A 5,243-nucleotide genomic window follows, 5' to 3' on the forward strand; every position below is an offset into this window, starting at 1 on the left:
TTGTTGCGGCCCTTGCGAAACGTCGTCCCGATCGGATGGATCGGCGGCAGATAGACCACGTCGAAGCCCATCGCGGCGATCGCCGGCAGCCTGCGGGCCGCCGTACGGAACGTGCCGTGCGGCTGCTGCGCGGTGCCCTCCGAACGCGGGAAGAACTCGTACCACGAGCCGAACAGGGCCCGCTCCCGCTCCACCAGCAGCGGCAACGACTCCGACGCCGTGATCAACTCCCGCAGCGGATACCGGGCGAGGATCGCGTCCACCTCGGGGGTCAGCGCGGCGGCCAGGCGGGCGGCGGCCGGCCGGGTCTCGTCGCGCAGGGCGCGGACGGCCGCGAGGATCACGCCGTTGCGTCCGTCGTCGGGTACTCCGGCCGCGGCCCGTTCGTAGAGCCGGGCGCCCTCCTCCAGGACCAGCTCGGTGTCCATGCCGGCCGGGATCTTGATCTGGGCGTGGTGCCGCCAGGTGGTGACGGGGTCGCCCCAGGCCTCGACGGTATAGGTCCACGAACCCGGTGGACCGGCGGTGACGGTGGCGCCCCAGCGGTCGGTGCCGGGGGCGAGTTCCCGCATGGGGGTCCAGGGTCCGGCGCGGCCTTCCGGATCCTTCAGTACGACATTGGCGGCCACCGCGTCGTGTCCCTCACGGAACACGGTGGCCGAGATCTCGAACGTCTCACCGGTGACCGCCTTGGCGGGCCGGCGTCCGCACTGGACGACCGGGCGGACGTCGAAGACCGGTATGCGCCCCATGACCGGCGCCGGTCCCGCTGGTGCGGAGGGTCGCTCCTGGAGCGGGGATCCGGGGTCGGCAGGGGGTGAGGTGGATGCGTCGGTGCTGGTCGTCAGGGGTGCTGACGAGTGGTGCGTGGCGGGCATGACCGCTCCTGTCCGCGTCAACTTCGGGTGGGCGGATGGCTGTGGGGAGGGGGTCCTGCGTGGCGTCCCAGTGAACCTACCTGAGCCGCGTACCGGAGGAGCCTTCCCACCCTATTCGGGTGGGCAATCCGGCACTTTGCTAACTACTCACGCGTATGTCTTTACGCAAAACCGGTCCCGTTCTGGCCGAACGGGACCGGTTGGCGGACGCTTCCTCCTAGGAGCCGGGCACCTGGAGGAGTTCGTCCGGCGAACCGGGCCCCCGACCGGACACCTTCCCGGAAACGGCCGACTTCACCAGGGCTTTACCGACCTGTGCGGGACTGGCCCTCGGATGGTCGGCCAGGTACAGGGCGGCCGCGCCCGCCGCGTGCGGGGCCGCCATCGACGTGCCCGAGTAGGTCGCCCTGGCGGTGTCACCCGTGATGCCCGCCGAGGTGATCGAGACGCCCGGGGCGAACAGGTCGAGAGCCGAGCCGTAGTTGGAGAAGCCGGCCCGCCGGTCGGTCGTGTCGGTGGCGCCGACCGTGATCGCCTGGGGCACGTCGGCGGGGGAGTAGAGCCCGGCCGGCAGTCCCTCGTTGCCCGCGGCGACCGTGTAGGTCACCCCCGCCGCGATGGAGGCGCGCACGGCGGCGTCCAGCTGGGCGCTGTGCCGGCCGCCCAGGCTGAGGTTGGCGACCGCGGGCTTGCGCGCATGCTTCGTCACCCAGTCGATACCGGCGATGACCTGCGCGGTCGTGCCCGCTCCGGTGTTGTCGAGGACTCGTACGGCGACCACCTCGGCCTTTTTGGCGACGCCGTACCGGGTGCCGGCGACGGTGGCCGCCACATGGGTGCCGTGGCCGTTGCCGTCGCCCGCCGACCGGTCGCCCCCGACGAAGTCCCAGCCGTAGGAGGCCCGGCCCCCGAAGTCCCTGTGGGAGATCCGGATGCCGGTGTCGATCACGTACACCGTCGTCCCGGCGCCCGCGGAGCGCGGCCAGGTGTAGGACCTGTCCAGCACCGGCACCGGCCGGTCGAGGCGGTCGAGACCCCACGACGGCGGGTTCTTCTGGATGCCCTCCAGGGTCACCCTGACGTCCTGCACGACCGAGCCGACCCGCGGGTCCGCCGCCAGCAGCCGGGCCTGTCTCTCGTCGGCCCGGACGGCGTAGCCGTTGAGCACCGAGCCGTAGGTATGGCTGATTCTCGCCCCGTACTTCTCGGCGAGACCCTTTCCGGCCGCCGATGGCGCCTTCGTTCCCCCTTTGAGTGTCACCAGGTAACTCCCGCTGACGGAACCGGGCTCTCCGGCGCCGGATATCCGCCCCTCCGGTACGGCGTGCGCGGGCAGGGTGATGGCCGAAAGTGCGGCAGCGCAGCTCGCCGCGGTCAGACCCCCCAGCCGGCGCAGACGCCGCTCTCGCGTCCGTGCCATGGCGTGCGTTCCCCTCCTTGGCTCGGCGTACGACAGCCGTGGGCCACCGGATGCACCCGGCGCCCGGCCGGTACGCCATGAGGAAGCCTCTCGTGCGGTGTGACTGGCCACAAGGACGCCTACGGGGGTGTAATCGGCCATATCGGCTATGGGGGATGTGGGGAGGTTGCAACGATTTCCGGACTGTTCGAGCCGGGGCGGCGTACGGGTGACACTGTCTTCTGCCTCGAACTGCGCCGTGGTGACGAGACCCTCCGCCCGGATACGGTCGAGGCTGACGACGGGACGCACACCGCCGTGTGTCCCACTCCGCACGCTCGTCGAGGTGGAATGTGAAGGCGATCCGTCGATTCACCGTCCGGCCCGTACTCCCCGATGCCCTGCGGCCCCTGAGCGATCTGGCGCGCAACCTGCGCTGGTCCTGGCACGCGGAGACCCGCGATCTCTTCCAGTCCGTCGATCCGGAGCAGTGGGCGGCGTCGGGCGGTGATCCCGTACGACTGCTCGGCAGCGTGCCCCCCGCCCGGCTCGCCGAACTGGCCGAGGACCGCCGCTTCCTGCGCCGGCTCACCGCGGTCACCGACGATCTCCGCGACTACGTCACCGGTGCGCGCTGGTACCAGGCCCACACCGGTGAGCTCCCCGCCGCCGTCGCCTACTTCTCGCCCGAGTTCGGCATCACGGCCGCCCTGCCGCAGTACTCCGGCGGTCTGGGCATCCTGGCCGGCGACCATCTGAAGGCGGCCAGCGACCTGGGCGTACCCCTCATCGGGGTGGGCCTGCTGTACCGCCACGGCTACTTCCGCCAGACCCTGTCCCGGGACGGCTGGCAGCAGGAGCACTATCCGGTCCTGGACCCCAACGAACTGCCCGTCGCCCTGCTGAGGGAGGCCGACGGCACCCCGGCACAGGTGTCGCTGGCCCTGCCCGGCGGCAAGCGGCTGCACGCCCGGATCTGGCTCGCCCAGGTCGGCCGGGTGCCCCTGCTGATGCTGGACTCCGACGTCGAGGAGAACGATCCCGGCGAACGCGGGGTGACCGACCGGCTGTACGGCGGCGGCAGCGAACACCGGCTGCTCCAGGAGATGCTCCTCGGCATAGGGGGTGTCCGGGCCGTACGGACGTACTGCCGGCTGACCGGCCACGCCGACCCCGAGGTCTTCCACACCAACGAGGGACACGCCGGGTTCCTCGGTCTGGAGCGGATCGCCGAGCTCTGCGACCAGGGACTCGACTTCGACGCGGGCCTGGAGGCGGTCCGCGCGGGGACCGTGTTCACCACGCACACCCCCGTCCCGGCCGGCATCGACCGCTTCGACCGCGAACTGGTCGCCCGGCACTTCGGCCCCGACGCCGAGCTCCCGCGCATCGACGTGGGCCGCATCCTCGCCCTCGGCATGGAGACCTACCCGGGCGGCGAGCCCAACCTCTTCAACATGGCCGTGATGGGCCTGCGCCTGGCCCAGCGCGCCAACGGCGTCTCCCTGCTGCACGGGCAGGTCAGCCGGGAGATGTTCGCCGGGCTCTGGCCGGGATTCGACCCCGAGGAGGTGCCGATCACCTCCGTGACCAACGGGGTGCACGCCCCGACCTGGGTCGCGCCCGAGGTGTTCCGGCTCGGCGCCCGGCAGATCGGCGCCCAGCGCACCGAGGACGCGCTCACCGTCGGCGGCTCGGACCGCTGGGACTCCGTCGGTGAGATCCCCGACCAGGACATCTGGGAACTGCGCCGCTCGCTGCGCGAACAGCTGGTGGTGGAGGTGCGCGAGCGGCTGCGCGCGTCCTGGCGTCAGCGCGGGGCCGGCACGGCGGAGCTGGGCTGGATCGACGGGGTGCTCGACCCCGACGTCCTGACCATCGGATTCGCGCGCCGCGTCCCGTCGTACAAGCGGCTGACGCTGATGCTCCGCGACCGCGACCGGCTGATGGACCTGCTGCTGCACCCCGAGCGCCCGGTCCAGATCGTGGTGGCGGGCAAGGCGCACCCGGCGGACGACGGCGGGAAGCGGCTGGTGCAGGAGCTGGTGCGGTTCGCGGACGACCCACGGGTGCGCCACCGGATCGTCTTCCTGCCCGACTACGGCATGGCGATGGCGCAGAAGCTCTACCCGGGCTGCGACATCTGGCTCAACAACCCGCTGCGGCCGCTGGAGGCGTGCGGGACGAGCGGGATGAAGGCGGCGCTGAACGGCTGCCTGAACCTCTCCGTCCTCGACGGCTGGTGGGACGAGTGGTTCCAGCCCGACTTCGGCTGGTCGATCCCGACGGCGGACGGCGCGGGCACCGACCCCGACCGGCGCGACGACATAGAGGCCGACGCCCTCTACGAGCTCCTCGAACAGCGGGTGACCCCCCGCTTCTACGAGCGCGGCCAGGGCGGTCTGCCCGACCGCTGGATCGAGATGGTCCGCCAGACGCTCACCCTGCTGGGCCCGAAGGTCCTGGCCGGCCGCATGGTCCGCGAGTACGTGGAACGCCTCTACGCCCCCGCGGCCCACGCCCACCGGGCGATGGCCCCGGACGCGGCGCGCGAACTGGCGCGCTGGAAGGCCAGGGTGCGGGCGGAGTGGCACGGCGTGACGGTCGACCACGTGGAGACCACGGCCGCCACGGCCACGGCCGAACTCGGCACCACCCTCGGACTGCGGGTCCGTGTCGGCCTCGGCGCTCTCGGCCCCGACGACGTGGAGATCCAGGCGGTCTCCGGCCGCGTGGACGAGGCGGACCGCATCGCGGACGCGGCGACGGTCCCGCTGAAGCCGGTGGGCGGCCCGGACCACGAGGGCCGCTGGGTCTACGAGGGCCCCCTGTCCCTGGACCGCACGGGCCCCTTCGGCTACACGGTCCGCGTCCTGCCCTCACACCCCCTGCTGGCCTCGGGAGCGGAGCTGGGATTGGTGGCGGTGCCTTCCGAGGACGTGGTGGAGGGGGCGGGGGTGCTGATG

General features: G+C 72.1%; 3 protein-coding genes. 1 reads left to right on the plus strand and 2 read right to left on the minus strand.

What is annotated here, in order from left to right; translation table 11 throughout:
- Both EHS43_RS36600 and EHS43_RS36605 read right to left on the minus strand, forming a co-directional pair.
- Nucleotides 1–878, minus strand: an 878-nt coding sequence (locus EHS43_RS36600; RefSeq protein WP_125194908.1) for a maltotransferase domain-containing protein, incomplete at its 3' end; no start/stop codon positions are given.
- Between the two features lie 217 nt (nucleotides 879–1,095).
- A complete protein-coding gene (locus tag EHS43_RS36605) occupies nucleotides 1,096–2,298 on the minus strand; it encodes a S8 family peptidase (protein ID WP_125194909.1) in 1,203 nt (400 codons plus the stop codon).
- Between the two features lie 332 nt (nucleotides 2,299–2,630).
- Here EHS43_RS36605 and EHS43_RS36610 point away from each other — a divergent pair.
- On the plus strand, nucleotides 2,631–5,243 hold a 2,613-nt coding region (locus tag EHS43_RS36610), incomplete at its 3' end, for a glycosyltransferase family 1 protein (protein WP_148104178.1).

Source organism: Streptomyces sp. RP5T (genome assembly GCF_003933965.1).
In the GTDB taxonomy this organism is placed as follows: Bacteria; Actinomycetota; Actinomycetes; order Streptomycetales; family Streptomycetaceae; genus Streptomyces.

Excerpts from the sequence above, each read along its gene's own strand:
- EHS43_RS36605 (WP_125194909.1), bottom strand. The coding sequence starts at position 2,298 with ATGGCACGGACGCGAGAGCGGCGTCTGCGCCGGCTGGGGGGTCTGACC.